The 25642-nt window shown below is 61.7% G+C and carries 22 protein-coding genes, 1 tRNA gene and 1 pseudogene; 12 read left to right on the forward strand and 12 right to left on the reverse strand.

Features of this window, described 5'->3' with window-relative positions:
• Positions 1-4: 4 nt before the first annotated feature.
• The 5 genes from rbsK (at position 5) to B5M06_RS06685 (ending at position 4556) form a co-directional block, all read left to right on the forward strand.
• Entirely contained in the window at positions 5-916 is a 912-nt protein-coding gene (gene rbsK, locus B5M06_RS06665; protein ID WP_054065357.1) for a ribokinase, read from the forward strand.
• Positions 913-1311 (forward strand): D-ribose pyranase, encoded by a 399-nt coding sequence (rbsD, locus tag B5M06_RS06670; protein ID WP_054065358.1) that lies wholly within the window; start codon positions 913-915, stop codon positions 1309-1311. The genes rbsK and rbsD overlap by 4 nt, the downstream gene beginning before the upstream one ends.
• A 249-nt stretch (positions 1312-1560) precedes the next feature.
• Positions 1561-2844, forward strand: coding sequence for a THUMP domain-containing class I SAM-dependent RNA methyltransferase (locus tag B5M06_RS06675; protein ID WP_054065359.1), 1284 nt, complete (start codon positions 1561-1563; stop codon positions 2842-2844).
• A gap of 3 nt (positions 2845-2847) precedes the next feature.
• A complete protein-coding gene (locus B5M06_RS06680) occupies positions 2848-3342 on the forward strand; it encodes a putative toxin-antitoxin system toxin component, PIN family (RefSeq protein WP_054065360.1) in 495 nt (164 codons plus the stop codon).
• A gap of 107 nt (positions 3343-3449) precedes the next feature.
• The gene (locus B5M06_RS06685; protein ID WP_054065361.1) at positions 3450-4556 is read left to right on the forward strand and encodes a 3-deoxy-7-phosphoheptulonate synthase; all 1107 of its coding nucleotides are present in this window, start codon (positions 3450-3452) and stop codon (positions 4554-4556) included.
• A 75-nt stretch (positions 4557-4631) separates the two neighbouring features.
• On the opposite strand, the gene B5M06_RS06690 is transcribed toward B5M06_RS06685, so the two are convergent.
• Positions 4632-5264, reverse strand: coding sequence for a hemerythrin domain-containing protein (locus B5M06_RS06690; RefSeq protein ID WP_080025339.1), 633 nt, complete (start codon positions 5262-5264; stop codon positions 4632-4634).
• Positions 5265-5555: 291 nt separating this feature from the next.
• On the opposite strand from B5M06_RS06690, the gene sugE reads away from it, so the two are divergent.
• Together sugE and B5M06_RS06700 are read left to right on the forward strand one after the other, a co-directional pair.
• Positions 5556-5879: a quaternary ammonium compound efflux SMR transporter SugE gene (gene sugE, locus B5M06_RS06695; RefSeq protein WP_054065364.1), complete on the forward strand. Its 324-nt coding sequence runs from the start codon at positions 5556-5558 to the stop codon at positions 5877-5879.
• Positions 5880-6018: 139 nt separating this feature from the next.
• Positions 6019-6840: pseudogene (locus B5M06_RS06700) on the forward strand (IS5 family transposase); the annotation flags it as partial.
• A gap of 266 nt (positions 6841-7106) precedes the next feature.
• Here the strand turns inward: B5M06_RS06700 and B5M06_RS16975 are convergent.
• Positions 7107-7397 carry a hypothetical protein gene (locus tag B5M06_RS16975; RefSeq protein WP_130932693.1) on the reverse strand — a complete coding sequence of 97 codons (291 nt, stop codon included), beginning with the start codon at positions 7395-7397 and terminating at the stop codon, positions 7107-7109.
• Positions 7398-7417: 20 nt separating this feature from the next.
• Between B5M06_RS16975 and B5M06_RS06705 the strand changes: the two genes are divergently transcribed.
• Entirely contained in the window at positions 7418-8080 is a 663-nt protein-coding gene (locus B5M06_RS06705; RefSeq protein WP_054065012.1) for a response regulator, read from the forward strand.
• A 57-nt stretch (positions 8081-8137) separates the two neighbouring features.
• Here the strand turns inward: B5M06_RS06705 and B5M06_RS06710 are convergent, their stop codons facing one another.
• The gene (locus B5M06_RS06710) at positions 8138-9256 is read right to left on the reverse strand and encodes an acyltransferase family protein (protein ID WP_054064983.1); all 1119 of its coding nucleotides are present in this window, start codon (positions 9254-9256) and stop codon (positions 8138-8140) included.
• A gap of 412 nt (positions 9257-9668) precedes the next feature.
• Complete coding sequence (locus B5M06_RS06715) at positions 9669-12314, reverse strand: hybrid sensor histidine kinase/response regulator (RefSeq protein WP_054064984.1); 2646 nt, start codon at positions 12312-12314, stop codon at positions 9669-9671.
• Positions 12315-12529: 215 nt separating this feature from the next.
• Between B5M06_RS06715 and B5M06_RS06720 the strand changes: the two genes are divergently transcribed.
• Positions 12530-13864: a dicarboxylate/amino acid:cation symporter gene (locus tag B5M06_RS06720; RefSeq protein WP_054064985.1), complete on the forward strand. Its 1335-nt coding sequence runs from the start codon at positions 12530-12532 to the stop codon at positions 13862-13864.
• Positions 13865-13961: 97 nt separating this feature from the next.
• Positions 13962-14984, forward strand: coding sequence for a serine/threonine protein kinase (locus B5M06_RS06725; protein ID WP_054064986.1), 1023 nt, complete (start codon positions 13962-13964; stop codon positions 14982-14984).
• A 56-nt stretch (positions 14985-15040) separates the two neighbouring features.
• On the opposite strand, the gene B5M06_RS06730 is transcribed toward B5M06_RS06725, so the two are convergent.
• The 3 genes from B5M06_RS06730 to B5M06_RS06740 all read right to left on the reverse strand — a co-directional run bounded on the left by B5M06_RS06730 (position 15041) and on the right by B5M06_RS06740 (position 17901).
• Positions 15041-15117: transfer RNA gene (locus B5M06_RS06730), tRNA-Met, on the reverse strand.
• Between the two features lie 190 nt (positions 15118-15307).
• Complete coding sequence (locus B5M06_RS06735) at positions 15308-16099, reverse strand: BUD32 family EKC/KEOPS complex subunit (RefSeq protein WP_420809976.1); 792 nt, start codon at positions 16097-16099, stop codon at positions 15308-15310.
• An 86-nt stretch (positions 16100-16185) separates the two neighbouring features.
• Complete coding sequence (locus tag B5M06_RS06740; RefSeq protein ID WP_054064987.1) at positions 16186-17901, reverse strand: FMN-binding glutamate synthase family protein; 1716 nt, start codon at positions 17899-17901, stop codon at positions 16186-16188.
• 190 nt (positions 17902-18091) lie between these two features.
• On the opposite strand from B5M06_RS06740, the gene B5M06_RS06745 reads away from it, so the two are divergent.
• Together B5M06_RS06745 and B5M06_RS06750 are read left to right on the forward strand one after the other, a co-directional pair.
• Complete coding sequence (locus B5M06_RS06745; protein WP_054065014.1) at positions 18092-18916, forward strand: YecA/YgfB family protein; 825 nt, start codon at positions 18092-18094, stop codon at positions 18914-18916.
• A 323-nt stretch (positions 18917-19239) separates the two neighbouring features.
• The gene (locus tag B5M06_RS06750) at positions 19240-20718 is read left to right on the forward strand and encodes a SulP family inorganic anion transporter (protein WP_054064988.1); all 1479 of its coding nucleotides are present in this window, start codon (positions 19240-19242) and stop codon (positions 20716-20718) included.
• A gap of 70 nt (positions 20719-20788) precedes the next feature.
• Here the strand turns inward: B5M06_RS06750 and B5M06_RS06755 are convergent, their stop codons facing one another.
• From B5M06_RS06755 to thiL, 5 genes are all read right to left on the reverse strand, one after another.
• A complete protein-coding gene (locus B5M06_RS06755; RefSeq protein ID WP_054064989.1) occupies positions 20789-22042 on the reverse strand; it encodes a L,D-transpeptidase family protein in 1254 nt (417 codons plus the stop codon).
• Positions 22042-23163: a nuclear transport factor 2 family protein gene (locus tag B5M06_RS06760; protein ID WP_240184013.1), complete on the reverse strand. Its 1122-nt coding sequence runs from the start codon at positions 23161-23163 to the stop codon at positions 22042-22044. Before B5M06_RS06760 ends, B5M06_RS06755 begins: the two co-directional genes overlap by 1 nt.
• A 364-nt stretch (positions 23164-23527) precedes the next feature.
• Positions 23528-24025 carry a CinA family protein gene (locus B5M06_RS06765; RefSeq protein WP_054064991.1) on the reverse strand — a complete coding sequence of 166 codons (498 nt, stop codon included), beginning with the start codon at positions 24023-24025 and terminating at the stop codon, positions 23528-23530.
• Positions 24026-24028: 3 nt separating this feature from the next.
• Positions 24029-24583, reverse strand: coding sequence for a phosphatidylglycerophosphatase A family protein (locus B5M06_RS06770; RefSeq protein ID WP_054064992.1), 555 nt, complete (start codon positions 24581-24583; stop codon positions 24029-24031).
• A 32-nt stretch (positions 24584-24615) separates the two neighbouring features.
• Complete coding sequence (thiL, locus tag B5M06_RS06775; protein ID WP_054064993.1) at positions 24616-25584, reverse strand: thiamine-phosphate kinase; 969 nt, start codon at positions 25582-25584, stop codon at positions 24616-24618.
• Between the last annotated feature and the right edge of the window lie 58 nt (positions 25585-25642).

The following is a 25642-nucleotide window of genomic DNA, read 5'->3' on the forward strand; positions in this document are numbered from 1 at the left end:
TGCCATGTCTTCCAACAAGACCCGTATCGTGGTGCTGGGCAGCCTGAACATGGACGTGGTGCTGCGCTGCGACACCATGCCCGTGCGCGGTGAAACCGTGCATGCCCAGAGCCTGAGCTACATCCCCGGCGGCAAGGGTGGTAACCAGGCCGTGGCCTGTGCCCGCCACGGAGCACAGGTGGCACTGGTCGGCGCTGTGGGCCGCGATGCCCATGGTGATGAGCTGCGCAACGCGCTGGTGCTGGATGGCATCGATGTCTCGCATGTGGCCGTGCATGACGGCGTGGCGACAGGTTCTGCCGTGGTGATGGTGGAGCAGGATGGCAGCAACCGCATTGCCGTGATTCCCGGTGCGAATGCGCTGGCCGATCTGCCCGCCAGCTTTGCAGAAACTTTGAAAGCCAGCGACTTTCTGGTGGTGCAGTTTGAAACGCCGCTGGACGTGCTGGATCGCGCGATGGCTGTGGCGCATGCAGTGGGCTGCAAGGTGGTGCTCAACCCCTCGCCCGTGAAGGCTGTGCCCAGCGCATGGTGGCCCATGATCGACACCCTGGTGGCGAACGAGCATGAAGCGGCAGAACTGTCTGGCATGGCCGTGACCGATGCGCACAGCGCACTGGCTGCGGCGCAGCATTTCCTGAGCCAGGGTGTGCGTCGTGTGGTGGTCACTTTGGGCAGCCAGGGCGCACTGGCACTGGATGCATCAGGCCATAGCGTGCATCCTGCGCCCAAGGTACAGGTGGTGGATACCACCTCGGCGGGCGACACTTTCCTGGGCACCATGACCACCCGTCTGGGTGAAGGCTGCACGCTGGCGCAAGCCGTGGAATGGGCCATCCAGGCCGCTGCCCTGTGCATTGGCCGTGCCGGTGCACAGCCCTCCATTCCCCAGCGTAGCGAGGTCAAAGCCCCATGAAAAAAACCAAACTCCTGAACGCAGCCCTGTCGCACCTGGTGGCGCAGCTGGGCCATAACGACATGATTGTGGTGGGCGACGCAGGTCTGCCCGTGCCCCCCGGTGTGCCCTGCATTGACCTGGCCGTCATGCGTGGTCTGCCCCGTATCGACCTGGTGCTGGAAGCGCTGGAGAGCGAGATGCAGGTCGAGCGCATGGTGCTGGCCACCGAAACACTGGCTGCCACCGATGGTCAAATGCCTGCCTGGCTGCCTGCCGCCTGGCGCGATCTGCCGGTGGAAGCCGTATCGCACGAAGACTTCAAGCAGCGCAACGCACGGGCGCGTGCCGTCATTCGTACCGGCGAATGCACGCCTTATGCGAATGTGATGCTGGTGGCGGGCGTGGCTTTCTAGGCCCTCGCAACAGTTGTAAAAATATAGCTGCTTGCGCTTGTGTAGATTGGTTTTCGATATCTTTTGTTGTCGAAATGCAGTACTGACAAGCGCAAGCAGCTATTTTTATTTCCAAAGCGGTGCCACATTCTGTAGCCCGCAGCACTTGTGCCGGACAGGGTTTGGCCGTGCAATAGGCGCGTGCAGCCTCGACATTTCTGCGGGGTAGCGCTTGAAACCACCAAGTGCGCGTATGCTTGAACGCATCTTATGAATCAACTGCATCTGTTTTTACCCTGCGCCGCTGGCGTTGAGGGCTATCTGGCCGACGAAGTGCGTGCCATCACCGGCGTGGGCAATGACGATGTGCTCACCGGCCGAGGCGGCGTCATGGTGCGTGGCATGTGGCGCGATGCCATGCTGCTCAACCTCTACAGCCGCCTGGCGCAGCGCGTGCTGGTGGAGCTGTCGTACACCGAATACCGCAGCGAAAACGACCTGTACCGTGCCGCCAGCGAAGTGGCGTGGGAAATCTGGTTTACGCCCAAGGAAACCTTCAAGATTGAAGTGACGGCCCAGCACAGCCCGCTGACCAGCCTGAACTTTGCTGCCCTGCGCGTCAAGGACGCGATTGCCGACCGTTTCCGCGCCAAGCGCCATGGCGTGCGCCCCAGCGTGGAAACCAGCCGCCCCGACGTGCGCGTGCACATGCACCTGACCACGGACACCTGTACGCTGTACATCGACACCTCGGGCGAAGCGCTGTTCAAGCGCGGCTGGCGTGAAGACAAGGGCGATGCACCTTTGAAGGAAACGCTGGCTGCGGCCATGCTTGCCGCTACCGGCTGGGACCCACATGGCCCCAACCCTGAGCCGCTGTACGACCCCTGCTGTGGCTCTGGCACGGTGGTGATCGAAGCCGCACAGATTGCCCGCAAGATTCCCGCAGGCATCCTGCGCCGCTTTGCGTTTGAAAAGCTGGTGCCTTTCCAGCGCCACGTGTGGGAAGCGATTCTGGACGAAGCCGAATCCAAGATCCTGGACGAAAGCCCGGTGCCGATTTTTGGCTCGGACGTGTCGCATCGCATGGTGGACTTTGCCCAGCGCAATGCCGAGCGTGCCGGTGTGGCCGAGACCGTGCAGCTGCGCGGCGGCGATGCGCTGCAGCGCATGCCCCCTTGCGAGCAGCCCGGCATGATGCTGCTCAACCCCCCGTATGGCGAACGTATTGCCGCAGCCGGTAGTGCTGGCCGCAATGCACGTGAGCGCATGAACGTGGTGGAGCGTGCAGGCCGCGAGACCGCACAGACCGAAGACGGCGTGGAGTTCTTCAGCCAGCTGGCCAGCCACTGGAAGAAAAACTACAGCGGCTGGAGTGCCTGGATGCTCACGCCAGACCTGAAGCTGCCCGGCAAGATGCGCCTGAAGGAATCGCGCCGCACACCGATGTGGAACGGCCCCATCGAGTGCCGACTGTTTCGCTTTGACATGATCAAGGGTGCCGTCAAGCCCCGTAAAGATGAGAGCGCACAGCGCCCAGCTGACGAGGCCTGAGCCATGAAAATTGTCTTGAAGTGGCCTGCCTGCAATGCAGGCTACACCGGCCCTTTGCCACGCCCCATGGTGCTGGACACCAACGTGGTGCTGGACATGCTGATCTTTGATGACCCGCACATCCCGCCCATCCGCGAACTGGTCGCCCGGGGCGAAGTGCGCTGGATTGCCGACCAGGCCCAGCGCATTGAGTTGGAGCGTGTGCTGCACTACAGCCAGATTGCGCCGCGTGTGTCGTTCTACGGCAAGACGCCTGAAGGCGTGATGGCGGCTTTTGACGCCGCCGTGGAATACGTGGCCGAAGCGCCCAAGATCCGCTTTACCTGCACCGATCCGGATGACCAGCACTTTCTGGACCTGGCCAGCCAGCACCAGGCCCTGCTGGTGAGCAAGGACAAGGCCGTGCTCAAGCAGCGCAAGCGCGTGGCCCAGAACTATGGCGCGACCGTGGGCAATATCTTGCTGCTGGAAACTGCCGACGAGGCAGCAGCGGTGTAAAGCCCAACGGGCTGCCAGCGCCCATGGTGCAAGCGCTGGCAGCTACGAAAAATGCTGTCGTGCCCGGCTGACGCCGGGTTGGCCGCAGAGGGGGGACAATATCGTCCATGATTTCGCCTACCTACACCAAACCGGCGCAGCTTTCTACGCTGGACATGACCCGCATTGACGACACCCGCATCAAGGCGGTGCGTCCCCTGATTACCCCCGCCATCCTGCAGGAGTGGCTGCCAGCGACCGAGCAGGCACATGCACTGGTGGAAAGCAGCCGCGATGCGGTATCGCGCGTGCTGCATGGGCAGGACGACCGGCTGGTGGTGGTGGTTGGCCCTTGCTCCATCCACGACCACGAGCAGGCCATGGACTACGCGCGCCAGCTGAAAGTGCAGGCCGATGCGCTGTCGCAGGACCTGCTGATCATCATGCGGGTGTACTTCGAAAAGCCGCGCACCACCGTGGGCTGGAAGGGCTATATCAATGACCCGCGCCGCGACGGCAGCTTTGCCATCAACGAAGGGCTGGAGCTGGCGCGCAAGCTGCTGCTGGATGTGGTGGGGCTGGGCCTGCCCGTGGGCACGGAATTTCTGGACCTGCTCTCGCCCCAGTACATCAGCGATCTGGTCACCTGGGGCGCGATTGGCGCTCGCACCACGGAAAGCCAGAGCCACCGCCAGCTGACCAGCGGTTTGTCCTGCCCTGTGGGCTTCAAGAACGGCACGGACGGCGGCGTCAAGGTGGCTTGCGACGCGATTCTGGCCGCACAGGCACCCCATGCCTTCATGGGCATGACCAAGATGGGCCAGGCCGCGATTTTTGAAACCCGTGGCAACCAGGACTGCCACGTGATTCTGCGCGGTGGCAAGCAGCCCAACTACAGCGCGGCGGATGTGCAGTCTGCCTGCGACATGCTGGAGAAAAACGGTCTGCGCCCCCAGGTGATGATTGACCTGTCACACGCCAACAGCAGCAAGCAGCACCGCCGCCAGGTGGACGTGGCAGCTGATGTGGCGCAGCAGATTGCCGCAGGCGAAACACGCATCAGCGGTGTGATGATTGAAAGCCATCTGCACGAAGGCCGCCAGGACATCGTGGAGGGCCAGGCGCTGCAATACGGCGTGTCGCTGACCGATGCCTGCATCAGCATGGAGCAGACCATTCCTGTGCTGGAGCAGCTGGCGGCAGCTGTGCGTGCTCGCAGAAGCAAAAATGCATAGCGGCTTGCGCTGATAAAAAGCCACTTTCACGATGTTTTGTGTCTGAAAGTGGCTTTTATCAAGCGCTAAACGCTATCAATCTTTGAGTTTGATTTGCTTCTTCACCTGGGTGCTGGCTTTTTCTTCTTTTTTGCGGCGGTTGAAGACCTGCTGCATGTAGCGCAGGTCACCGGCTGAAAGATGCTTTTCAGCCGCCACAAACTGCTCCTGCTCTTCTTCTGCAATATGGTGCAGATACTCCTCGCGCAGGGCCGCAAAGCGCCGCAGCCAGCCAGGTGATGCCATGTCACGTGCGGCCAGATCGGCCAGCATGTCGTCAATCGCCTTGTGCTCGGCCACAGCGTGGCGTGCGTCGTCGGTGTTGGCGGGGTTGCGCATCACGCTGGACCACAGTGCCTGCTCTTCGGCAGCGGCGTGGCTTTTGAGCTCCAGTGTCAATTCTCTGAAAAGTTTTTTGCGGTCTGGCGACTTACCCGAGGTCTCGCCAATCATGGCCAGCAACGCGCGGTGGCGGTCATGGTCTTCGACCAGACGGCCAAACAGATCGGGGTTGCCGCGAAACTTGGTTTTGGGCGTGCTGCCAATGCGGGCAGCCACATGAGGGGCGGTGGCCTTGGCTTTGGCAATCGCTGCGCGCTTGGCGTCTGCTGGTTGGGCTGCCTTGGATGCAGCGGACTTGGCAGGGGGACGTGATGCAGTCGTTGGCATGGGGCTCACTTTGCAGAACATGGCGGATTGCCATGTCATGGGTTGTAGCAAAGCATGGGCATGCAGCAGGTCAGCCATCAGGGGATGGAGGCTGTAGGAACTGCAGTCAGCACTGTGGCGTGACAACCACCCAGAGGCTTGCGGGGCATGTGGCAGGGCTGAGGGTGCAAAGTGGTGGCTGCCTACAATGGCTACTCCATCTGCAGTGCAACACTGCCCGGCACAGGACGACCTGCGCTGGTGATCTCCATCACGGGACGGCCCGCATCTTCGCAATGCAAGGAGTCTCGTATGGCATGGCTTTATCTGGTGGTCGCAGGGGTGCTGGAAGTGGTGTGGGCCTACACCATGAAGCAGTCGCATGGCTTCAGCCGCCTGGTTCCCAGTGTGATTACCTTCGTGACCATGGTCGCCAGCTTCGGCCTGCTGTCTCTGGCCATGCGCAGTCTGCCGCTGGGAACGGCCTATACGATCTGGACAGGCATTGGCGCGGTTGGCGCCTTCATCGTGGGCATTGCCGTGCTCGGCGAGCAGGTGAGTGCCATGCGTGTGCTGGCCGCGGTGCTGATCGTCAGCGGACTGGTGCTGATGAAGCTGTCTTCCCCGCAGGCCTGACTGCCGCAGCGGCATCTGTGGGACTGCCCCGCAAAACATTGCACATGCCAGCCAAGCGCCGGGGCAAAGACGACACACTGCGCCCATGTGCCTGAAACCTCGCAGGAGGACATCGTGCTGACGCTTGAATCTGCGCTGTATGTGCTGGTTTGCCACGGCAAGTGGCAAACGCGGACGCAGTCGGAAGTTCTCTGATGCAGCCATCCAATTTTGTTGGACGCTCAAGAACCTGTTTGGCTTGGCACTGCGGCAGACCACGGGTCTTGCCGAGTCGGTGCTGCATTTGTGTGGGCTTGCTTGGCCGGTGCCTGACTTCAGCACGCTGTGCAGGCGCCAGCTCGATTTGAATGTACAAGTGCCGTACACGCGCAGCCAAGCGGGACTGCATTTGCTGGTTGATTCAACGGGAATCAAGTTCTTGGGTGAAGGCGAGTGGAAATGCAAAAAGCATGGCCCTGAGCGTCGTCGGCAATGGCGCAAGTTGCACATTGGCATTGATGCCCAGACGCTACAGGTCAGGGCTATCTGCGTGACATCCAACAACGTCAGTGATGCAGCAGTGATACCGGATTTGCTGCAGCAATTGCCCGACGATGAGGTGCTGGAGAGCCTAACGGGCGACGGCGCTTACGACACGCAAGCAGTCCATGAAGAAGTCATCAAGCGAGGAGGTATTCCCATTATTCCTCCTCGCAAGAATGCTCGAATACGCAAAGGCAAAGCCTTTGTGCATCGAAATGCGGCGATCGCTGCATGTCGAAGGCTGGGGCGAAGTATCTGGAAACGTTGGATCGGGTATCACCGGCGCAGCTTGGTGGAAACCAAGATGAACTGCATCAAACGATTGGGTGAGCGGCTGATATCTCGTACCTTTGAGCGACAAGTGGGCGAGCTGCACATTCGAGCAGCCATCTTGCATCGATTTACAGAACTGGGCCGTCCTCAGACGGCAGCCGTGGCTATGCCACGGCTGGGGTTTGGGGGAGCTTGGCCTGAAATAGATTTATGCAACAACGCCCAGCAGAGACAGTGCTGATCGCTGCGGTTGAGGAGGGTAAAAGCCTTGCGGTAGGTGCTCCGGCTAGGCGGTCAGACACCGTCAGTGCGATGCAAAGCGCAGGCGCAGTGCTGGCATGAGAGCCATGGCGCAGGGCATCCGTCGCGCGGGAGCAACGGGCGCCCTGCACATAAAAATGGCATGTGGTTTATACTTACATCTACGGGTTATCACTTAGAGGTTATCCCGTAGCTGTGAGGCCGTTGAGATGCATCCTCACCAGCCAATGTGCAGGCATCTCGCAAATGAAAGACTGTCATGCTGAATGCTGTAAATGCCTTGATCAAGTTCATCCAAGAAGTACGTGCTGCTGACTTTGCCGTCGCCAAGCAGTAATTCGCAGATGCATGCAGCCGCTGTGGGCTGCCAAAACATTCACTGAGAAAAGTGCCCTTCAGCAACTGGCTGCAGGGCATTTTTGTTGCAAGCTTTTTGTTGCAAGCAAAGCGCAGCGCAGGCATGCGTGGCAGACTTCGCTCCCATGTCCTCGCCCTCATTGCTCGTCGCTGACGATCACCCCTTGTTCCGTGCTGCGGTGCTTCACGTTTTGCATGCGCGTTTTGCGCAGTACCAGACGTTGGAAGCTGCCAGTGCTGCCACCGTGAGCAGCATGCTGCAGGCGCACCCGGAGGTGGAGCTGCTGCTGCTGGACCTGACCATGCCCGGTGCCCGGGGCTTTTCCACGCTGCTGCATGTGCGCGGCGAGTATTCGGAAGTTCCGGTGGTCATCATTTCGTCCAATGACCATCCGCGCGTGATTCGTCGTGCCCAGCAGTTTGGCGCGGCAGGCTTTATTCCGAAGTCGGCTTCTGCCGAAGAAATCGCCCAGGCCATTGAGGCTGTGCTGGCCGGGGATAGCTGGTTTCCGCCCATGGCGGCAGAGCGCTCGGAAGCGGACGCCGAGCTGGCCGCACGGCTGGCGCAGCTCACGCCGCAGCAGTTCCGCGTGCTGCTGTGCCTGGCCGACGGCCTGCTCAACAAGCAGATTGCGCATGAGCTGGGGCTGGCAGAGAACACGGTGAAAGTGCATGTCACCGCGATTTTGAAAAAGCTCGAATGCTATTCACGCACGCAGGCGGCCGTGCTGGTCAAGAGCCTGGAAAACGACAGTGACGCGGCCAGTATCAGCGCAGATGCCTTGTAAAAATTTTAGCCAGACTGGCCTCTAGGCCTTATTCAGCAAGCCAAAGCAGCTAGGAATTTATGAGCTTGCATAGGTGCTGGCTGCCAGCGCTGCCATGCCTGCGGAGAGCGCGGTCAGCTGCCACAGGTGCAGGCGCTTCCAGCTGGCCCGAGGGTGTTCCGTCCAGGCGTAGAGCACGGCCCCTGCTGCGATGGACAGGCCAATGGCCAGCAGCACACCGAGCGTGTTCATGGCCACGCTGTCCGGCCATAGCAGGTGCACGCAGGCGTTGACCAGCAGGCTGACGGGAAAGTGAATCAGAAAAATGGAGTACGAGCGCTGTCCGATCCAGGCCAGCGGCGCAAGCTGCATATCGCGCAGTGCGGTGGGCCAGCGCACTTGCCCGCCCATGGCCAGTACCAGTGCGGAGACTGTAGCCAGGGCAATACGATCGCGCCACGCCATCTGCAAGGCCACAGCGCCCAGCGCTGCAATGGCCAGCACCCACAGCCAGCGCTGGTTGCGCTGCGGGCTGTGTGCGGCCCACCAGGCCATCATGCCCAGGGCGTAGGCCCCCACAAAGTACAGGGCCCAGTTGTCCCAGCTGCTGTCCAGATTCCAGTGCCACAGGGACAGGGCGGCCAGCACCAGCACGCCGGCCTTGCCCAGCCAGGGCCATGCTGTGGCGCGGCTGCTGAGCCAGAACCACAGGACGCACAGGGCATAGAGCTGAAAGTCGATGGCCACGTACCAGACGCCTGCCGACAGTGCTTCCCAGCCCCCAATGCTTTGCACCAGTAGCAGGTGTGCCAGCACGCTGCTCCAGCTTGGGTTGGCAGACACCGATGCATGGTCAAAACCGGCATAGCGCACGCTTTCATTGACGAGGAGAGCCACGATCAGCGCTGCGCAGTACGGCAGACACAGACGCACAAAGCGCTTGCTCCAGAGCGTGTGCGGTGGTGTATCGCTGCCTTGGCCCTGCGGAGCGAGCGCAGCCGCGGCCAGATAGCCGCCCAGCACCAGAAACACCTGCACGGCCATGCGGCCATACACATCCAGCCATTGCAGCAGGGCGGGCAGCACGGGGCGCAGCACATCGGTCATCGGGCCGTAAAACGCCAGGTGGTGGCAGACAATGGTCAGGCAGGCGATGGCCTTGATGTGGTCCAGCGTGTGGTTACGGGCAGCAGGCATGAAAGCTCAGACAGGGAAGACGCCAGACACTGTAGAAGTGCAGCACCGGGTGGGCAAGCGCAAAGTGTTCTGGTTGTAAGTCTTTGTGTAACAGCGTCTGTAGCGATGCTGCATAAAAAAATATAGCTGCCAGCGCTTGTAAAACAAAGGTTTCAAATAGAAAACTATCTGAAATCCTTTGCAATCAAGCGGTGGCTGCTACTTTTTCTATAAGAATCAGGCCGTTAGGGCGTGTTCACATAAAGCTTGAGATTCGCGTTGAAGGCTTGGGGATGGGATGCTAGGCGCGGTGGCGCAGCAATGCCGAGCGCCTTGCAAGCCGCCGCAACAACGCAGACCGCCCCAAGCCTTTAACCCCATTTGTGATCTCCATAATCAGGGGCAGCGAACCCAATGTTCATGTGAACACGCCCTAACCTTCACGAATGCGCAGCAGAGTCTGGCTCATCAGCGCACGCAGGGCAGGCGGGCGCACGGGCTTGGCCAGAAAGCCCCAGCCGCGTTCACCTGCCTGGCGGCGCAGCGAGGCATCGCGCTCGGCCGTGACCAGAATCACGGGCGGGGTCTGGCCCCATTTCTCGCACAGCTGCGGGTACAGGTCCGGGCCGTACAAGTCATTGCCCAGGTGCACGTCCAGCAGCAGCAGCTGTGGCACGTTGTCCGGATTGGCGCGTGCCAGCGCATCGTGCGGGCCGCCGGCATAGGGCACGGCGCAGCCCCAGCGCTCCAGCAGGGCGCGCGTGGCGGCACAGGTCTGTGGGTCGTCATCCACATACCAGGCCACGCCGCCTTGCAAGGGTGCATCGTCCTGGCGGGTCGGGGCGCTGGGCTGCACCGTAGGCTGCAAGGCCTGCACATTGCCCAGCGGCACTTTTACCCAGAACACGCTGCCCTTGCCGAGCGTGGAGTGCAGGCCGATTTCGTGGCCCAGCAGCTTGCCCAGACGTTCCACAATCGCCAGGCCCAGCCCGGTGCCGCGGTCATCGGCATGGCCTTCGTCCAGGCGGCGGAATTCCTCGAAGATTTCCTTTTGCAGGGCCTGCGGAATGCCTGGCCCCTGGTCGTGGACTTCGATGCGTACATAGCGCCCCTGGCGGCGGCAGCCCACCACAATGCGCCCCTTGCGGGCGTAGCGGATGGCGTTGGAGACAAAGTTCTGGATGATGCGGCGCAGCAGCGCCTCGTCACTGCGCACCACATAGCTGCCAGCGCGGGTGCGCAGCTGCAGGCCTTCGCTTTCGGCCAGCATGGCAAAGTTGTTGTGCACCACGTGCAGCAGCGAGTCGAGCGCGAAGTCGCGCACATGGGTTTCCAGCTGGCCGGACTCCATGCGCGCAATGTCGAGCATGCTGGTGAGGATGGCGTCCTGCGAGGTCAGCGCAGCATCAATGTTTTCCACCACGCGGCGGCCGGCCTCGTCATGCACATGGGTGGGCAGCAGGCTGGTGAACATGCGCGCGGCGTTCAGCGGCTGCAGCAGGTCATGCACGGCTGCGTTCACAAAGCGGGTCTTGTAGCGGTTGGCTTCTTCGGCCTCACGCTTGGCCGTGGCCAGGTCGCGCGTGCGCTCTTCGATGCGCTGCTCCAGCGCATCGGCCAGTGAGCGCAGTTCGCGCGCGGCGTTCTTGTAGCTGGTGATGTCGGCATAGCTGGTCACAAAGCCGCCATCGGGCAAGGGGTTGCCGCGAATTTCCAGCACCATGCCATCGCCTTTTTCACTTTCGTGCAGGTGGGATTTGCCGCTGCGCAAATGGTTCAGGCGTCGCTGAATTGCTTCTTCCATCGGAGCCGGGCCGAGCAGGCCGCGCCGGGCGTTAAAGCGCAGCAGCGCCTCAATGGGGGTACCCACCTGCATCAACTCTGACGGATAGCGAAACAGCTCGACATAGCGCGAGTTCCAGGCCACCAGATTCAGATTGGCATCAATGATGACTACGCCCTGCGGCAGGTGCTCCAGACTGCGGGACAGGCCCATGTCGGCCTTCTGCGCGGCCTGCACGATGCCGTCCTGCGCGGTGCGTAGCTCCTGGGCATGCTGCTTGAGCACGGTCTCCAGTTCCTGGCGGCTGCGCAGACGTATGCGTGCAATGCGCTGGCGCTGGCGGACATAGAGCAGCAGCAGGCTGCCTGTGAGCCACAGCCCGCCGGCAGCGATGGCCGCCCACAGACTGGTGGTGACGCTGGAGCCCGTGTTGTGCAGCAGATGCATCTGCCAGTTGCTGTTGGGCAGTCTCACGCTTTGCAGCAGCATCTGATTGGGCACCTGCGGGTCCTGGATGTGCACCAGGCGGCTGCCATTGGGCAGGTGCTTGTAGACCTTGTAATCCAGCGGCGTGAGTATTTCGTCCTGGTACTGGCGGGTGCTTTGCAGCTCGGCAATGTCTGCTTCGGTCAGGCGGCGCAGCAGGCGGTAGCGCCAGTCTTCGCGGCTGGTCAGAAAAGTCACGCCATGGGCATCAGAAACCACCACGATGTCGGAGGTGCGCGGCCACTGGCGCTCCAGCTCCTGCAGGGCAATCTTGATGGCGATCAGCCCCAGCACCTGGCCTTCATCGTCATAGATGGCGCGGGACAGAAAGTAGCCGGGCTTGCCCGTGGTGGTGCCAATGCCGTAGAAGCGTCCGCTGCCGGTACGCAGGGCGTCCTGCACGTAGGGGCGGTAGCTGTAGTTCTCGCCCACATTGCTTTGCGGCTCGTGCCAGTTGCTGGCAGCCAGCGCCTGGCCGTTACGGTCAATCAGCGTCAGCGTGGAAGACTGGCTGGCCCCGTTGGCGCGTTCGAGCTTGCGGTTGAGCCGGTCTACATCGGCTGCGTTCAGAGGGCAGGAGAGGGCATCACGCAGCTCGGGGTCCAGCGACAGCACTTCGGGCAGGGTGCGAAAGCGGTCCACACGCTGGGTGAGGGCCTGGGCACGGACTTCCAGCTGGCGCTGGAACGATTCGCTCTCGTGGCGCAGGGACTGCCGCCAGGTGAGCCAGCCCACGATCAGCATGCTCAGCAGCGTGCCTGTGATCAGGATGCTGATGGTCCAGCGGGTGCGGCGGAGTTGGGAAAACATGGGTGCAGTGTGCCCGGATTGGCGGCGTGATGCCCCATGGCATTGCAATACCACCGCCTGATTCTGTTCGTATTTCTACGTATTTTTGGCCAATTTGGGGCCTAAAACCGGTCATCTAATACCAATGGGTTATCGGCAGCGTGGCGCTCCAGCAGTACAACCTCGACAGTTGCGCCGCACGGTGCATTTTTATTTGGACTTCTGGAAGACATAGCATGCACGCTATCCCCGCTGAAGCAGCTGCAGCCCCCAAGCTGCCGTTCTATCGCCAACTGTATTTCCAGGTGGTGTTCGCCATTGTGGTCGGTGTCTTGCTGGGCTACTTTGAGCCCGCATATGGCGCCGCCATGAAGCCGTTTGGTGATGCCTTCATCAAGCTGATCAAGATGATCATCGCGCCGGTGATTTTCCTGACCATCGTCACCGGCATCGCTGGCATGACGCACCTGAGCACCGTGGGCCGTGTGTTCGGCAAGGCCATGGCGTACTTCCTGACCTTCTCGACCCTGGCGCTGGTGGTAGGCCTGATCGTGGCCAATGTGTTCCAGCCTGGTGCAGGCATGAACATCAATGTGGCCGATCTGGACCAGAAGGCCGTGCAGGGCTATGTGGCCAAGTCGCACGACATGAGCATGACTGGCTTTGTGATGGACATCATCCCCAAGACGCTGGTCAGCCCTTTCATTGGTGACAACATCCTGCAGGTGCTGATGGTGGCCGTGCTGTTTGGCGTGTCCCTGGCCATGACAGGTGAGGCTGGCAAGCCCATCCTGGACTTCCTGGAAGCGCTGCAAAAGCCCATTTTCAAGCTGGTGAACATCGTGATGAAGGCAGCTCCCATCGGTGCTTTCGGTGCCATGGCTTTCACCATCGGCAAGTTCGGTCTGGGCTCGCTGCTGAACCTGGTCGAGCTGGTGATGACCTTCTACATCACCTCTGCCATCTTCGTGCTGCTGGTGCTGGGTGCTGTGGCGCGTGCCTGCGGCTTCTCCGTGATCAAGCTGATCCGCTACCTGAAGGAAGAGCTGCTGCTGGTGCTGGGCACTTCCTCGTCTGAATCGGCACTGCCCAGCCTGATGCACAAGATGGAGCATGCAGGCTGCAAGAAGTCGGTCGTGGGCCTGGTGGTTCCTACCGGTTACTCCTTCAACCTGGACGGCACCAACATCTACATGACACTGGCTGCGCTGTTCATTGCGCAGGCGACCAATACCGAGCTGACGCTGGGTCACCAGATTGCGCTGCTGCTGGTTGCCATGCTGTCCTCCAAAGGCGCAGCGGGCGTGACTGGTGCAGGTTTTATCACCCTGGCAGCGACGCTGGCTGTGGTGCCTGAAGTGCCTGTGGCTGGCATGGCGCTGATCCTGGGCGTGGACCGCTTCATGTCCGAGTGCCGCTCGATCACCAACTTCATCGGCAATGCCGTGGCGACCGTGGTGGTTTCGCGCTGGGAAAAGGGCGTGGACATGCAGCGCCTGAATGCAGTGCTGGATGGCCAGAACGTGCCTCCACTGGAAGAGGCCCCTGCAGTGGCTGCCAAGGCGGCTTAAGCAGAGACGCTTTACCAGCGTAACCAAGGGTGCTACGGCACCCTTTTTTTATGGGAGGGTGGGCAGCGCAGTGCCGCCACGCGCACAATGCCTGCTTATGGATACTGCCTCTTCTTCTGCCCCTCACCCCTATGACGCACTGACCCCGGATTGCGTGCTGGATGCGCTCAGCAGCGTAGATCTGTGGCCCGATGGGCGTCTTCAGCCGCTGGGCTCGTATGAAAACCGTGTGTATCAGGCCTGTCTGGATGCGCCGGAGCAAGGCAGTGACAAGGTGGTGGCCAAGTTCTACCGGCCCGGTCGCTGGAGCGAAGCGCAGGTGCTGGAAGAGCATGCATTTGCGCAGGAGCTGCTGCAAGCTGAAGTGCCGGTGGTGGCCCCCTGGGTACTGCAGGGGCGCACGCTGCATCAGCATGCAGGTTTTGCCTTCAGCGTCAGCCCCTGGCGCGGTGGGCGCATGCCGGAGCTGGACGACTGGGACACGCTGGAATGGCTGGGCCGGTTTCTGGCACGTCTGCATGTAGTGGGGGCGCAGGGCCGTTTTGTGTACCGCAGTGTGCTCAATGCCCAGAGCATGGGCTACGAGCCTATGCAGTGGCTGCTGACGCATGCAGACATGCCGGCCTATGTGCGTGCACGCTGGCAGCCCGTGTGCGAACAGGCGCTGACGCAGGCGGCGCAGGTGCTGGAGGCCACGCCGTACCACGCCATCCGCCTGCATGGGGACTGCCATCCCGGCAACATCCTCTGGACACCGGTGGACGAAGAAGGGCGCGGCGGCCCGCATTTTGTGGACCTGGATGACGCCCGCATGGGGCCAGCCATACAAGACCTGTGGATGTGCATCTCTGGCGACCGCATGCAGCGCAGCCAGCAGCTGTCTACGCTGGTGGAGGGCTATGAGCAGATCCGGGACTTTGACCGCCGTGAGCTGGCCTTGATCGAGCCGCTGCGCACGCTGCGTCTCATCCACTACAGCGCCTGGCTGGCGCAGCGCCAGAGCGACCCTGCCTTTCAGCGCGCCTTCCCATGGTTTGGCACAGAGGCCTACTGGCTGGAGCAGACGGCGGTGCTGCAAGCGCAACTCGAGGCTATGCAGGAAGCGCCGCTGCAGATCTGAGGGGGGCTGGCAGCGCAAACAAAAAGGCCCTGCGCATTGCACAGGGCCTTTTGTATTGGTTGCGAGGGCTGGATTTGAACCAACGACCTTTGGGTTATGAGCCCAACGAGCTACCAGACTGCTCCACCTCGCGGTAATTCTGGTGGTCGGCTGCTGCACTGCAACAACTGAACCGATGGGCGCAATCATACTGCGGTGTTCACGTGCCTGCGCTAGTTTGGTGAGAAAGACATAAAAACTTGCGGGGTATATCAGCTTGAAGAGGTTTTTTTGGCTCTAGCGCTGATGCAGCAAGCGCTGGCAGCTATCTTTTTTTAGCTGCGTTATCGGTCAGCGCGGATCAGCTCAAAAGCCATGCGAATGCGCTGGCCGTCGCGGCCCAGCTTGCGGTCCATGGGCAGGCGACCGGCCCATGCCAGGCGGGCAATCGAGTGCTGCAGCACGTCACGGGTTTCAGGTGACAGCGTCTGCACCCAGGCCTTCCAGTGTTTGTGGCCTTCAGCCAGCGCGTCGGCCTTGGCCAGAATCCAGGCCGTGGAGTGGGCATAGCACAGCGCATCCCGTGCCTGGCAGATGGGCAGGGGCAGGTGGGCGGCCGGGTCGTCCTCAAAGTCGATATAGCCAATCACCCCATCGGGGCAGCGCACCAGGTTGCGCGCAAAGGCCTGACTGAGTGTGGAGCCTGCCCGGTGGACTTTGCTGATGGCCTGCAGACCCTGCTTCCACAGCGCCAGCACGGCATTGGGGCCCCGCGCGATGGCATCTTCCATGGCATTGCCAAGGCTGGGAGTGTCTTCGCCGGGCTGGCCCAGGTGGCGCATGACAAAGCCATCCTCTGTAGATGCCAGCACCTGTGGCGCACGCAGGCCGCGTGCGGCAAAGTCCTGCAGGCGGCGCACCTCGGTGGCGACGGCGACTTTGCCGCCGGGGTTGGGCACGGGGCTGAGCACTGGCATCTTGAAGACGCGGGCCAAGGCCCCGAGCACGCGGTAGCGCCACTGCGGGTTGAGTGCGCCTGCGCGTTTGACCCACAGGCTTTCTTCTCCCTCGTCATAGCGCATGACGCTGTGCGGCTGGCTGCGCACATGGGCTTGAAGAAAAGCGAGGTAATCCATGGAAGAGTGGGTAGCTGGCACAGGCACGGTCGGGCAGAGCAAACAGGGCATGAGCGCGAGCGCCAGGCAGGCGTGCGCTCCAAGGTCTAGCCGGTGATTGTGCCTTGTTCTTTGGGGGCGGCAGCCGAGGGCTGCAGCGGTGGGGGCGCAATCTGGAAGCTTTGCGCGCTGGCACGGGGCCAGTAGTTTTTGAACACATTGTGCTGTTCGTCCAGCGGGCCCAGCAGGGCACCGGGCTGTACGCGCAAGATGGTGTTGGCCAGCTGGTGGACTTGCGAGTCGCTGGTGCGGCGCACGATGTGGTGGGCCGTGATTTCGTTGGGGTGGTGCAGCCCGGCAGCCTGTACCAGCTCCTTGAGCGCATGCATGGTGTTGCGGTGAAAGTTGGCCACGCGTGTGGCCTTGTCGGGCACCACCAGCGCTTTCTGGCGCAGTGGGTCCTGTGTGGTGACGCCCGTGGGGCAGTGACCGGTATGGCAGGTCTGGGCCTGGATGCAGCCCAGCGCCAGCATGAAACCGCGCCCTGCATTGCACCAGTCGGCGCCCAGCGCCATCATGCGGGCAATGTCAAACGCCGTAATCACCTTGGCTGCGGCTCCGAGCTTGATGCGGTGGCGCAGGTTCACGCCGATCAGCGTATTGTGCACCAGCAGCAGGCCTTCCTGCAGCGGCACGCCTACGTGGTCGGTGAATTCGACAGGGGCTGCACCCGTGCCGCCTTCGGCACCGTCCACCACGATGAAGTCGGGCGTGATGTCGGTTTCCATCATGGCCTTGACCATGGCAAACCATTCCCAGGGGTGGCCTACGCAGAGCTTGATGCCCACAGGCTTGCCACCGGACAGGCGGTGCAGCCTGCCCAGAAACTGCATCAGCTCCAGTGGCGTATGAAACGCGCTGTGGGTGCTGGGGCTGATGCAGTCCTGCCCCACGGGAATGCCGCGTGCAGCAGCAATTTCCGGCGTGACCTTGGCGCCCAGCAGCATGCCACCGTGGCCGGGCTTGGCGCCTTGGCTGAGCTTGAGCTCAATCATCTTGACCTGCGGGTCACGTGCGTTTTCGATGAAGCGTTCTTCGCTGAACGTGCCGTCGGGGTTGCGGCAGCCAAAGTAGCCGGAGGCAATCTGCCAGATCAGGTCACCGCCATGCTCGCGGTGGTATTTGCTGATCGAACCTTCCCCCGTGTCGTGTGCAAAACCGCTGGTGCGTGCGCCCAGATTCAGCGCCAGGATGGCATTCGCCGAGAGTGCGCCAAAGCTCATGGCCGAGATGTTGAAGATGCTGGCGTGGTAGGGCTGGGTACAGACCTCCTTGCCGGGCAGGGGCTGGCCGGGCTCGCCACCAATCCAGACGCGAAAGTCCTGGGTGCTCAGCTTGGTGGGCGTGAGCGAGTGGTTCACCCATTCATAGCCATTGGCAGACACATCCAGCAGCGTGCCAAAAGGGCGGCTGTCTGGCTCGCCCTTGGCGCGCTGGTAGACCAGCGAGCGCTGGGCGCGGGAAAAGGGCAGGGCTTCATGGTCGCCTTCGATGAAGTACTGGCGCATCTCGGGGCGTATGTATTCGAGCCAGAAACGCATGTGACCAATGACCGGATAGTTGCGCAAGATGGCATGGCGCGTCTGCTGCACATCGACCCAGCCCAGCGCGCTGAGGGCGATGGCTACCGCAGGCAGCAGCCACCACCAGCCGCCCCAGGCCAGCGCCGCCGCCAGCCCCAGCACGCTGGCCAGCATGCACAGCGCCCAGACGGTGTAGCGGATGGGGAAAAGTCTTACGCGAGAGGAAGAACCAGTGGACATGCAGACAACTCCTGTGTAACGGGCACGGACTTGGCGCACGGACTACACTGCCCGACATCGGCCGCGCATGCCACAGGCATGCATGTCCCGCCCTTTTGCACTGATTGTGCGAATGTCGGCGTTTGCGTCATGCAGGAGACCGCCGAATTCGTGCATGGGCCCTGTGCCCGCTAACTATTTTGAGTACACCATGGAAAACACCGAAAACCAAGCTGTGGAAGCCCACACCGCGCTGAGCACGGACATGCTCGAAGAGCTGGACAACATGCTCGAAGACCTGCGCACCCGCGAAGATGAGATTCCACAGTGGGAGTTCTGCGATGGTTTCCTGGCGGCTGTGGTTTGCACACGCCGTGAGATTCCCGTCGCTGAATGGCTGCCCATGCTGCTGGGCGATGGCGAGACCCTGGAAGTGGCCGAAGGCCAGCCCCTGCCCAAGCTGGACGTCTTCAAGGACGAAGCCCAGCAGGCACGTTTCCTGGAACTGGCCCAGCTGCGTCTGGCAGAAATCCGCGAGCAGCTGGATGCACCCATCAAGTCGCTGCAGGACGAAGCCGCCTTCCAGCCTGAAATCATGGACACCCGTGGTGCCCTGCTGCTGCTGCCCGAGGCCGAGCGTGCCGAGCTGGCGGACGAGGAAGTGCCTTCGCTGGCACAGGTCTGGGCATTGGGCTTTATGTTTGTGGTGGAAAACTGGGCCGAAGAATGGGCAGCTCCCCGCGACAAGGAAGCGGCGCAGATGCTGGACGCAGCCATGGAGTTCATCGTCAACCTGACCGAAGACGACGATGGCGAGCCCGAGCTGAACCTGTATGACGAAGCAGGCCCCGCATCGACCAGCCAGGACCGTCTGGACGCCTTTGGCGAAGCCATCTGGGCCGTGTACGACCTGCGCCAGCTGTGGCGCAGCATGGGCCCCCGCGTGGAGACCATCGTCAAGGGCGATCTGCCTGGCCGCAATGATCCCTGCAGCTGCGGCAGCGGTAAGAAGTTCAAGAAGTGCTGCGGCGCCTAAGCGCTGCGACCCCCACGCTGGATACGTCGTTGCGAAGCCTTGCCGTACGCCTTGTACTGTCTGTGGTTTCGCGCCTCGTCTCCAACGCAAATCTTCGATTTGCTGCGTGGTTTCCGCAACGCTGGATGGCCTGAGTTAGCCCTTCTGAATACTCTGGCACTCCAGAAAATAGAGCTGCCAGCGCTTGATTTGCAAAGGTTTTAGATAGTTTTCTATCCGAATCCCTTGTATTTCAAGCGCTGGCAGCTCTTGTTTTTGTAAGTCGGCGTGATGCCCGGCAAAGCTCTACCATCACGCTCCTCATTGCTTGATTGGCTCTCTGTATGTCTTTGTCTTTGCTGAACCGGCTGCGCATGGAGTGGGCACCCAGCATTCCGCGTGAATTGCTGGCCGGTGCTGTGGCAACGTTTGCGCTGATTCCTGAGGTGATCGCCTTCTCGTTTGTGGCGGGGGTGGACCCATCGGTGGGCCTGTTTGCCTCGTTTGTGATCAGCATCGTGATTGCCGTGTTTGGCGGGCGTCCGGCCATGGTGTCAGCAGCTGCGGGTTCTGTGGCGCTGGTGGCTGCGCCCCTGGTGGCTTCGCACGGCATTCAGTATCTGTTTGCGGCCGGTTTGCTGGCCGGTGCCATGCAAATCGTTTTTGGCCTGTGCAGGATGGGCATGCTGATGCGCTTTGTCTCCAGCTCGGTGCGCACCGGCTTTGTGAACGCGCTGGCCATCATGATTTTTGCGGCGCAGCTGCCGCATCTGCAGGGCGCCAATACGGCCACCTGGGCCATGCTGGCTGCCGGGTTGCTCATCATCTACGGTCTGCCATGGCTGGGGCAGCGCCTGCAGCTCAAGGCGCTGCTGCTGATTCCATCGCCGCTGATCTGCGTGGTGCTGCTCACCGTGGTGGCTTCCATGCTGGGTCTGCCTGTAGCCACCGTGGCTGATCTGGGCAAGCTGCCCGATGCGCTGCCCTTGTTTGGCCTGCCTGAGGTGCCCGCCACGCTGGATACGCTGCGCATCATCATGCTGCCTGCGCTGGCCATTGCCATGGTCGGCCTGCTGGAGTCGGTGCTGACGGCGGCCGTGGTCGATGAAATGACGGGCACCCCTAGCAACAAGAACCGCGAGTGCACGGGGCTGGGGCTGGCCAATATGGCCTCCAGCGTGTTTGGCGGCATTGCGGGCTGCGGCATGATCGGCCAGGCCGTGGGCAATGTGAAATACGGGGGCCGTGGCCGCCTGTCTACGCTGTTCGCTGGCGTGTTTCTGCTGGTGCTGATGGTGCTGCTCAAGCCCTGGGTGTCGCAGGTGCCGGTGATGGCGCTGGTGGCCATCATGGTGATGGTGTCGGCCTCGACTTTTGACTGGAAGTCCGTCGGCAATCTGGTGCGCTATCCACGCCTGTCCAGTGCCGTGATGCTGGCCACCGTGGTCATCACCGTCTTTACCCACAATCTGGCGGCAGGCGTGATCGCCGGGGTACTGCTGTCTGGTGTGTTCTTTACCTTCAAGGTCGCAGGCATGCTGCAGGTACGCCACGAAGACGATGCAGCCACGGGCACGCGCACCTGGTATGTGAGCGGGCAGGTGTTTTTTGCATCGGCCGATGCGCTGGTCGAGCAGTTTGATGTGCTGGCCGTGGCGGGGCGCCCTGTGCGCATTGATGTGAGCGGCGCACACTTCTGGGACATCACCGCCATCGGCGCGCTGGACAAGGTGGTGGAGCGTCTGCAGCAGCATGGCTGCACGGTCGAGCTGCTGGGCATGAATGCCAACAGCCAGCGCCTGATTCAGCGCATGAAGACCTGAGGCACGGCTTGCAGATTGCCCATAAACAAAGCCCGCAGACGCGGGCTTTGTTTATGGAGCGGGCGCAGCTTCAGCTGAGCATGTCTTCCGAAAAAATCTGCCAGCGGCCATCCTGCTTGCGCCAGTACTGGCGCACGGTGGCGGTGCTGCCCTGGGCTACATGCAGGTTGACGATGCGAATCTCTCCTGCATCTTCCTGCCACTGGTAGATCGATGCGTCTTTGGTGGCCTTGTCAGACAGTGCACCCATGCTCTGCAGACGGCGTTTGCGCTGGGTGAAAGCCGCGCCATCTTCCGTCAGCTCCGGGCTGTACAGCGCCTTGAGGCTGCTGGTGTCACCCTGCTGCCAGGCGGTTTGCCAGCGCTCCAGCTCCTGCGTGAAGCTGTCAGGGTGTTCCGTCCATGAGGGCGCGACCCAGTCCAGCTTCTCCGTGATGAGCACGGGCGTGCGCCGGTCGATGGACGCCATCAGAAAGGCGATGTCAGGGTTGGAGAGCACCACGCAACCATCACTGGCCTGGGGCACGCGTGCAAACTGGTCCGAGGGCACGCCATGCAGCCAGATGCCGCTGCCGGTGCGGCCCAGCATGTGGTCCCAGTCATTGGGGTAGTTCACGGTCAGCGCGCCCTTGCCGTACAGGTCAGGCAGCTTCTCGCCGGGGATCTGGCGGCCCACAAAGTAGACGCCCAGCGGCGTGCGCTGATCGCCCTCGACACGCTTGTGCACGCCGTTGCGGCCAATGGTGACGTAGAAGTCGCTGATGAGCTGCACGCCTTCTGGGCGATTGGCAAACACGTACAGGCGTGACTTGCTGGCATCCACCGCAATTGCATGGCGTACGCTGGGGCTCAGGCGCATGAAGCTGCTGGGGATCTTGCCTTCCGGAGGTGCATCCAGCAGGGCCTGGCGTCTGCGCTGCAGCTCGCTTTGCAGGCCCTGGTAGAACTCGGCAGGTGCAATGTTCTTGTCGGCAACGCCAATGTTCTGTTTGCTGGGCGTGGCCTGCGAGCGTGCGAGCTGCTCGCCGATAGGGGCACTGCCCGTGCGCAGGCGCAGCATGTCGGCATACAGCAGCTGTGCAGCGCGGAAGTTCGGGACTTCCTCCGTCAATGCCTTGACGGCGCGGAAGGCTTCATTGATTTCGTGGCGCTCGATCTTCGCCAGGATTTCCACCAGGCGCTTTTCAGCCTGTACGAGTTGTTCGGGCGATGTGCTGCTGTCGTCCGCGGCCTGAAGCCCGGTGCATGTACCAGCAATCACCAGTGCCGAGAAGAGCATGCGCAAGCTGCGCTGCAGGCGTGAAAGATTCAAATTACGCAACATTAACGGCCAGTTTCTTCTCGAGTAATGCGCCACTTGCCTCCTTCGTTTTGCATACGCAGTGTCTTGTTGGTGGAGGCTCTGTAGCCGCCAGAAGAATATTGCTGCCGAAAGCTGGCGGAGGCGCGGTCTCCGTTGACAGTGATCTTGAGGTCGCTGATTTTCACAGAGATGGCGGACTTGCCGACGATGCGGTTTTTGCGCTCTGCTTTCCATGCAGACAGGCTCATGCCTTGCGGGTCAAAGTGGTTGCTGTAGGCGGCGTAGTAGGCTGTCATGTTCTGCTGCTCCCAGGCCGAAGCCCAGGCAGTCACGGCTTTTTCCACCGCTTTCATGGCCTGGCGCTCCTGCTCGGCAGCCTGTGCCTTGCGGGCATTGTGCTCGGGGGCGCTGTCTGCAGCAGCCTTGGCAGGTGTTGCAGCAGGCTTGGGTTCAGGAGCAGGCGCTGCAGGGGGGGCAGCCGTTGCTGCTGGTTCTGCAGGTGCTGGCGTGGTCGTGATAGGAGCAGCCGGTGCAGGAGTCGGTGCGGGTTCAGGTGCCGGAGCCGGAGCCGGAGCAGGCACTGGTGTTGGCACTGGTGCTGTGGCTGCAGCGATGGTGACAGCCGCTGCTGTGGGGGCAGGCAGAGTGCTGGCCGTGGCAGCAGGTGTGGCAATGCGTGAGATCAGCGTCAGCTTGGGCTTTTCCGCCTTCTGGGCATTGTCCAGCTGCAAGGCCTTGGCATAGGCTTCATTGGCAATGCGTGCATAGACATCACCCAGGTTCTGATGGGCCGTGGCATAGCTGGGATTGGTGCGTATGGCCTGTTCCAGCACCTGGGCTGCCTTGCGGTCCTCTCCCCGGAAGGCATAAATGACCGCCAGATTGTTATAGGGCTCGGGCAGCGTGGGATGGTCCTGGGTCAGCGCGGTAAACAGCCGGATGGCCTGATCGTATTTTTTTTGCTCAGCCGCAATCACTGCCTGCAGAAACCGCAACTGCACATCACTGCTGTCTTTTTTGAGCTGGGCTTGTACACGCTGGGCGGCAGCGCTGAGCTGCCCTTTTTCCATCAATTGCTGCACTTCATCAACGGCAGCAGGGCTTGCATGTGCCCCCCCATGGCTGAGTAGCGAAGCACACATGACCGCTGCCACGGACATTGGGCGTAGCCATGCACAGCGCACGAGAGGCTTGCCAAGCAAGGGACGCACAAAGGCTAGGAACATGGATGCACTTTCGAAGGACGGTGTGGATAGAAGGTTGGCATTGTCTCTTGTAAGACAGATGCTTACAAAGACGCGGATTTTATGAGTAATTGCTGACACGGCTCCATGGCGTCGCGGCTGGCAGATGGGGCACTAGGCAGCGATGCTGCCAGGATGCTGGCTGAGCCACCAGTGCAGAAATGTGCCGAGCACTTTTAAGATTGGGCGGATTCAAGACCCAAGTGCTGGCGGGAGCTGAATATGGTGCACAGCTCAATTGTGGCGGTGCTGCAGAGCTGGTTTATTGAGCCTGCAGCAAGTACAGCAGCAGTTGCTGCAGTGCATGGTGTGTAGTTTGTTGGCGTACTGCCAATCGATCACCCTCCCACTGCACGCATTGGCTATAAGTCTGATCGGCTATTTGCCACGCCACCCACACCGTCCCCACAGGTTTCTCCGGCGTTCCACCACCAGGCCCAGCCACACCACTGACGGCCACACTCACTTGTGCCTTGGAATGTGTAATGGCTCCTTTTGCCATGGCTCGCACCACGGCTTCGCTCACCGCTCCGTGTTCTGCAATCAAGGCAGCAGGCACGCTCAGCATCTCGGTTTTGGCGTCGTTGGAGTAGGTGACAAAGCCGCGATCAAACCAGTTGCTGGAGCCCGGCAATTCTGTGCAGGCTGCGGCAATCATGCCGCCGGTGCAGCTTTCTGCCGTGGCCAGCATCCAGCCGCGCTGCTGGAGGGCATCGGCCAGTTGCTGCAGGATGGGGAGCAGGTTGGGGTCGCAAGACATGGCTTATCCCACAAAGTGTCGCCACAGCGCCATGACCAGCAAGGTGCAGAACGCGGCGACCAGATCGTCAAACATGATGCCCCAGCCCCCCTTGGGGCCAAAGCCTTTGAACAGGCGGTCTGCCCATTTGACGGGCTGCGGCTTGACGGCATCAAAAAAGCGAAACAGTGCAAAAGCGGTCAGCTGTCCCCAGAAGCCCATGGGCATGGTCAGCCACAGCACGATCCACATGGCGACGACTTCGTCCCAGACGATGGAGCCGGGGTCTGGCACGCGCATATGGCGTGCGGTGACGGTGCAGGCCCACCAGCCCACGGGAATGCTGATGGCGATCAGCCAGCCCAGCTGTGCCGTGCTCAGCCATTGCTGCAGCACCAGATAGGCCAGCCATGCCCACATCGTGCCTACGGTGCCGGGTGCGACACGGCTCAGGCCTGAGCCAAAGCCGATGGCGATCAGGTGGGCAGGGTGCTGCAGCAAAAAACGCACGGTGGGCCGGATGGGCGCGCCTTCAGCTGCGGTGGAGTGCTTGGGCTCCACATCGGTAATAGGTTCCATGGGCGGATTGTAGAAGTCGCGCCTGCGGTGCTTCAGGCGAAGTGGTCAAAGCTGGAAAAGCGCAGTGGCAGCTGCTGGCCACCGGGTGCCATGACGCGAACGCCGCGCTCGGCCTCGATGCGGCCAATGCAGGTCACGGGCACACCAGCCTGTGCGGCGGCATCCCGCACGGCAGCCTGTGCGCTGGAGGGTGCGGTAAAGCACAGCTCATAGTCATCGCCACCGGCCAGGGTACAGGCATCAATGCGGCTGATGGCCAGCGCCGCCATCATGGGGTGGCGGCGGGCCTGCAGCAGGTTGCGGGTGATGTTGGCATCAATGCGTGCGCCTACGCCGCTGGCTTCCAGAATGTGGCCCAGATCGCCCAGCAGACCATCGCTGATGTCCAGACAGCTGCTGGCAATGCCGCGCAGTGCCATGCCCAGCTCCACGCGCGGCGTGGGTTGCTCCAGCCGCTGGCGAGCCTGGCTCAGCACGGCAGGGGGCAGGGCGTGCTGGCGCAGCAGGGCGTCCAGCGCGAGCCGTGCATCGCCGAGCGAGCCGCTGACCCAGATGTCATCTCCGGGCTGTGCACCCCGGCGCAGCAGGGCTTGGCCCGCAGGCACTTCACCAAACACGGTGATGCAGATGTTCAGCGGCCCCTGTGTGGTGTCGCCGCCTATGAGTTCGCACTCGTGCTGATCGGCCAGGGCAAACAGGCCTTCGGCAAAGGCCTGGCACCAGTTGGCATCGGCACGCGGCATGGACAGCGCCAGCGTGAAGGCCAGTGGCTTGGCGCCGCTGGCAGCCAGATCGCTGAGGTTGACGGCCAGCGCCTTGTGGCCGAGCAGCTGGGGGTTCACATCCGCCAGAAAGTGGCGACCCTCCACCAGCATGTCGGTAGAGACCGCCAGCTGCATGCCTGGTGCAGGGGCCAGCAGTGCGCAGTCGTCACCCACGCCGAGTGGGGAGCGGCGCACCGGGCGCTGGAAAAAGCTGCGGATCAGTTCAAATTCACCCATGATGAAAATAGGAGCGCCTAGCGCTGATTTTTAAATGCTTTCAGCATGAAAGTATGCT

The sequence above is a fragment of the Comamonas kerstersii genome, assembly GCF_002056725.1.
Classification (GTDB): Bacteria; Pseudomonadota; Gammaproteobacteria; order Burkholderiales; family Burkholderiaceae_C; genus Comamonas; species Comamonas kerstersii.